The sequence below is a fragment of the Mediterraneibacter agrestimuris genome (genome assembly GCF_943193195.1).
Lineage (GTDB): Bacteria > Bacillota > Clostridia > Lachnospirales > Lachnospiraceae > Schaedlerella > Schaedlerella agrestimuris.
In genome coordinates, this window is sequence record NZ_CALPDG010000085.1 from 1 (window position 1) to 5,272 (window position 5,272).

The 5,272-nt window shown below is 42.8% G+C and carries 9 protein-coding genes and 1 pseudogene; all 10 read left to right on the forward strand.

Annotated elements, in window-relative coordinates:
* A partial coding sequence (locus tag NFS18_RS18770; protein ID WP_251393049.1) for a hypothetical protein occupies positions 1-264 on the forward strand: 264 nt, incomplete at its 5' end.
* A 21-nt stretch (positions 265-285) separates the two neighbouring features.
* Positions 286-663 (forward strand): DUF551 domain-containing protein, encoded by a 378-nt coding sequence (locus NFS18_RS18775; RefSeq protein ID WP_251393050.1) that lies wholly within the window; start codon positions 286-288, stop codon positions 661-663.
* A gap of 30 nt (positions 664-693) precedes the next feature.
* On the forward strand, positions 694-1,038 hold the full coding sequence (locus NFS18_RS18780) for a DUF3850 domain-containing protein (RefSeq protein ID WP_251393051.1): 345 nt from the start codon (positions 694-696) through the stop codon (positions 1,036-1,038).
* 19 nt (positions 1,039-1,057) lie between these two features.
* Entirely contained in the window at positions 1,058-1,402 is a 345-nt protein-coding gene (locus NFS18_RS18785) for a hypothetical protein (protein ID WP_251393052.1), read from the forward strand.
* Positions 1,395-1,664: a hypothetical protein gene (locus NFS18_RS18790; RefSeq protein WP_251393053.1), complete on the forward strand. Its 270-nt coding sequence runs from the start codon at positions 1,395-1,397 to the stop codon at positions 1,662-1,664. Before NFS18_RS18785 ends, NFS18_RS18790 begins: the two co-directional genes overlap by 8 nt.
* A 47-nt stretch (positions 1,665-1,711) precedes the next feature.
* A complete protein-coding gene (locus NFS18_RS18795) occupies positions 1,712-2,140 on the forward strand; it encodes a hypothetical protein (RefSeq protein ID WP_251393054.1) in 429 nt (142 codons plus the stop codon).
* A 456-nt stretch (positions 2,141-2,596) separates the two neighbouring features.
* Positions 2,597-2,797: a hypothetical protein gene (locus NFS18_RS18800; protein ID WP_251393056.1), complete on the forward strand. Its 201-nt coding sequence runs from the start codon at positions 2,597-2,599 to the stop codon at positions 2,795-2,797.
* A gap of 76 nt (positions 2,798-2,873) precedes the next feature.
* Entirely contained in the window at positions 2,874-3,341 is a 468-nt protein-coding gene (locus NFS18_RS18805; protein WP_251393057.1) for a hypothetical protein, read from the forward strand.
* Positions 3,316-4,644, forward strand: a complete 1,329-nt coding sequence (locus tag NFS18_RS18810) for a PBSX family phage terminase large subunit (protein WP_251393059.1) — start codon at positions 3,316-3,318, stop codon at positions 4,642-4,644. The genes NFS18_RS18805 and NFS18_RS18810 overlap by 26 nt, the downstream gene beginning before the upstream one ends.
* Positions 4,637-5,272 (forward strand): annotated as a pseudogene (locus NFS18_RS18815) (phage capsid protein); the annotation flags it as partial. The gene NFS18_RS18810 and the pseudogene NFS18_RS18815, both read left to right, overlap by 8 nt.

Here is a 5,272-nt window from a genome sequence, read left to right on the forward strand (position 1 = left end):
ACGCCATTAGGGCAAGCCGCTTTTGTAGCTATAGAATCCATGAAAAAATTACAGCAGTACCGAGCAATCGGCACAGTTGAGGAATGTCAGGAGGCAAGGGAAAGGATTGAGGTAATGAGTAATACAGAAAACAGAGAAGAAACTTGTTTTATACCAGAAAAAGATAATCCATACCCACTTTGCGTTGGAAGGGGAGAAGAAAAATGCAAAGATTGTCAGATTAGAGCTGATTGGGAACCAGAAGACCCATTCGGAGTTGAATAAATGTGATTGGGGGATTTTGAAATGAACATTAGAGAACAGGTAAAGGAATTGAGAACAATAGCAGAAGCATATAGAAGACCGCCATACGGAAGAGAAATCATAGGAACAGAAGAGGCATTATCAAAAGCCGCCGACACCATAGAAGCCTTATCCGCAAAACTGCAAGGGGCGAATAAAGAGATGTCAGACGGCGGTGGATGGATTCCATGCAGTAAGCTAATGCCGGAGAAAACTGGATATTACCTTGTACAGTTATCAAGAAAACTTCCCAAAGAAGATTATTCGGACAGGGTGGTTGCGTTATATGACGGAGAAGATAGAGAGTTTATACGTTACAGAAACATTATAATTGCATGGCAGCCACTTCCGGAACCGTACAGGGAGGATGGAGTAAATTAAGATTTAGTGGAGGATGAGTGAAGGAAAACCATGATACATCAGTTGAAAATTGAAAGCAGATTTTTTGAAGATATAATAAAGTGCACAAAAACATTTGAAGTCAGAAAAAATGATAGGGATTTCCATAAGGGAGATTATCTTGGACTGAATGAGATTACTCCGCATGCGTGCAATGGATCTGGAGAACATAAAGAAACCGGGAAATTTGTGCTTGTAAAAGTCTTGGATGTGTTTGAGGATAACTGTTATACAAAAGATGGATATGTAATCATGAGTATCAGACCGTGTACAATTAAAGAGGTGGAATGGGACTATGCGCCCTGGTATTCAGAACAAAGCGGAGAAAATCCGGTATTACCAAAAGAATTAGATTAAGATTTAACGGAGGGATGAAATGAGAACATTAAGATTTGAAGGATACAGCGATGATACATTTGGAGAATATGGACTGACGGGTGATGATGCAGATAATTGCGGAAGCATGAATCCGATACAGTGTGTGGTAGACTGCGGTGAACAAGGGCGGTTAATGGTAATTGGTCAGTATTCAAGAGCATCTTGTAATAATGGCTGCTGGATGGTTGGGGTAAGTAAAGTGGAGGAACATGATGATTTCCCGAATTGGAACATGAGACTGAAAGAAGCGGCAGAAGCAAAGTATTCCACAGCATTAGAGATTGACCTTCCGGAAGGAGATTTTAATTTGACTTGGTACAATAACGGAGATAAAGTTGGTTAAACTGACATTTAAAGGAGCTGATACATTGGGCAAAACAAACGAACCCTGTGCCGCTGCCGTGCTGGTCAGGGCGCAGGGAGAGCAGATGAGGAGAAGAATGATGAGCGGAGTTAAGAAGGAGTGTTTTGGATATAGTGGAAGATGTAAATGCAATGCGCTTAACCAGATGTATTGCGAAACCGAGAAATGCAAATTTTATAAAACCACAGAACAGTTTGAAAGGGATAGGAGAAAATATCCATTCAGAAGACACGGAGAGTAGAATAAGCGTATTGGAATACTTGGAACGGTTGAAAGGGGAGGATTCCGGTGGACAGGCAGCAATGGGAAGAGATGGAAAAGAAAAAAGAATACCTAAATGGATACAAGGCAGCGAAGCGAAGGGAAGAACTGATATTAGAACAGATCCAGAAGCTCCGATCGGATGCAATGATGCCATCGGTAAATAATGATGATATGCCACACGGAAATGGAGGGAAAAGCGACTTATCTGATTACATAGAGAAAAGAGAGGAATTGATGGTAGAGCTGCAAGAGGAAAGGCTGGCAGCAGTACGGGAATACAAGAAAATATACAGAAGCGTAAAACAGATAAAGGATGATGAGGAGAGGGAAGTACTGACGAGATATTATTTGATGAGGGAAAAATGGGATGATATACCGCAGAAAATAGGATATTCACGTAGTAAAATGTTTAAAGTATACGAATGTGCACTAAAAAACTTTCAAATTTTATAAAAAATGGACTGAAATGGACTATGAACCTGTGTTATAGTGTAAGAAAGAAATAAGGCATAGAGAGAACAAACAGGGGCAGCAGGCGATAAGCAGGCTGCTTTTCTTTGCGAATATGAATAATTTATATAAAAGTGTTGACATACGTACACGTATATGGTATTATATATTTGTAAGGAGGTGAGATACAGATGAGCAAAAAACATAAAAAGAAAAAGTCCAAAATTGATTATAAGACTTTGGCGGTCAGCTCAATTCTGGACTTAATCATCGGAATCATCCTGCTGATTCTCGATAAGCTATTAAATTAGCTGAGAGGGGCGAAAGCCCTTCTCTTAAACAAAATATAACACGAAAGCTCATCTGTGTAAAGCATGTTGTGGAAACTGGGTATATTATTTATTGCAATAGGAATTGCGAAACTTGTTTATGTTCTCGTAATGAAAGCGAGGGATAAGCATGGGAAACAATGACGAAAAGAAAATCAGACCACAAGATAAGTGGGATAAAAAGGCGGGGGTGGCAGCAAAGACCTATAAGGTGAATGCGGAAACAGCCGAAGAATTTAAAGAAGCCTGCAAGGCAGCAGGCATATCTATGGGAACGCAGTTATCAAAGATGATGAGGGAATTCATTGATGATGTGAATCAAAGAGAATAGAACAGAATGGAAAGGCGCTCTGCATGAACAGGGCGCTTTTCCAATGCAATAAAACAGTCAGATGAGAGGTGGTGGCGTGGCAGGGTATGAAAACATAAAAGACTATGGATTTGACAAACGAACAGCGGGGGAACAGCGGGAGATTGCTGTTATGGGTGGCAAGGCAAGCGGTGAAGCGAGACGGAGAAAGGCAGACTTCCGTAAGAAACTGAACATACTTCTTACTACTGAGATAGATAGTGAAGAATGGAAACCGGTTCTGGAAGCACTTGGTGTTGAGTGTACGTTGGAGTCGGCTCTTTTAATGGCGCAGATCAGAGAGGCACTGGCCGGCGATACGAAAGCTGCTACTTTTGTGGCGAAGTATTCAGGACAGTCTCCAGAACCGGATGAGAACAGGCGGAACCGTGATGCGGATACAGAGCTGAAACAAGCGAGAAAGCAGGCGGTGACTGGCGAGAATGAGTCGGAGGAGGCAATCAATAAATTAGACAGCATTTTAGAGGAGTTGCGGAACAATGCAATTAAGCAGGAAACAGAATGAGTATATCGTAAATGCCACACATAGATGGAATATCAAGTCTGGCGCGGTACGTTCTGGAAAATCTTATGTTGATACCGCGTTTATGGTTCCTTCCCGGATTCGTAAGGCGGCAGGAAAGCCCGGGCTTAATGTGATCCTTGGCGTATCGAAAGAATCCATTGAGAGAAATGTGCTGCAGCCTATGAGGGAGCTTTATACGGATGAGCTTATCGGGACGATCAATAACAGGAATGTTGCAAAGATCTGCGGAGAAGACGTGTATTGTCTTGGCGCTGAAAAGGTCAGCCAAGTAGCGAAGATTCAGGGGGCATCCATAAAATACTGTTACGGGGACGAGGTTGCGAAGTGGAACAAAGAAGTATTCCAGATGTTAAAATCCCGTCTCGATAAACCATACTCTTGCTTTGATGGTTCCTGTAACCCCGAGCATCCGACACACTGGTTGAAAGAGTTTCTGGATAACGATGAGCTGGATATTTATCTGCAGAGGTATACGATATTTGACAACCCATTCCTAGATCCGGAATTTGTCAAGCAGCTCTGTAAAGAGTATGAGGGTACAATCTACTACGACCGCCTGATTCTTGGGCTTTGGAAGAGGGCAGATGGGGCAATCTATAAGCGGTTTGCGGATAACCCGGAAGCATTCCGGTGCGAAGTGGTGGACGAGCTGGCAGCTGATCCAGAGGTAAAACAGTTCCGGAAAGAGGATATCATATCAATTGAGATTGGTATTGATTTTGGCGGAAACCAGTCTGGCCATTCTTTTGTTGCAAGGGGGTATACGGATAACTATAGAGATGTGATTGCGCTTAAATCTAAGCGTATTATGGCGAAAGACGAGAGTGAGGACATCGACAGCAACGAACTCGACAGATTGTTTTGTGCGTTTGTACAGGAAGTGATTGACGAATATGCAGTGGTTGTACAACGAAGCGATTATGTGGAATATTGTAACGTTGAAAGCGTTTACTACGATAATGCAGAGACAGTTCTTGGAAACTCCATCCGGAACGCAGTGGAAAAGAAATATCCGTGGATATCGGTCCGCAAGGCAAAGAAAGCAGCAATTAACGACAGGATCCGTTGTACCGTCAGGCTCATGGGGGCAGGGCGGTTTTTTATTACAGATGATTGTGAGAGCTTGAAGACAGCCTTTTCAGATGCGGTATGGAACAAGGATGTGAAAGACAAGGATGAACGTCTGGATGATGGCAGCACAGATATAGACAGTTTGGACGCGTTTGAGTACACGATAGAGCGGGATATGAAATACCTGATTGAAGAGGTGGAAGATGTTTGATGGATTAAAAAGGTTTTGGAAAGGATTCATGCGTATGTTTGGATATATGACGCTAAAACAAATTGTTGGTAAAGACATCACGTTTTCTGACAATATGATTAATGCTATAAACCAATGGAAACAGATGTTAAACGGGCAGGCAGACTGGATCACGGACAGCGTAGTATCCCTTGGTATTGAAGAAGGGATATGCCGGGAGTTTTCTGATTGCGTTTTGGTGGAGATGGAAACGAGCCTGAGCAATGAAAAGCTGGATAAAATCTATCAGAAGAGTATTTCTGGCTTGAATGAGAATCTGCAGGAAGGTCTGGCGCTGGGTTCTTTTGTTTTGAGGCCGCTAGGCGGTGCCACAGCTGAATTTGTAGCCGCAGATAAGATTATCCCGATTAGTTTCGGGGATGATGGGAAACCGAACGATATAGCGTTTCTGACTGTGAAAAAGGTCGGAGACGTGGATTATTTCACAAGGTTTGAGCGGCATTATTTCATAAACGGGAACCTGACCATAGAGAATAAATGTTTCCATTCACAGACACCGAATGACGTAGGGCTTCCATGCAGTCTGGAAGCGGTAGAGGAATGGGAGGGCATCGATCCCGGTCCGGTTACTTACCCCGGAATGAACCGG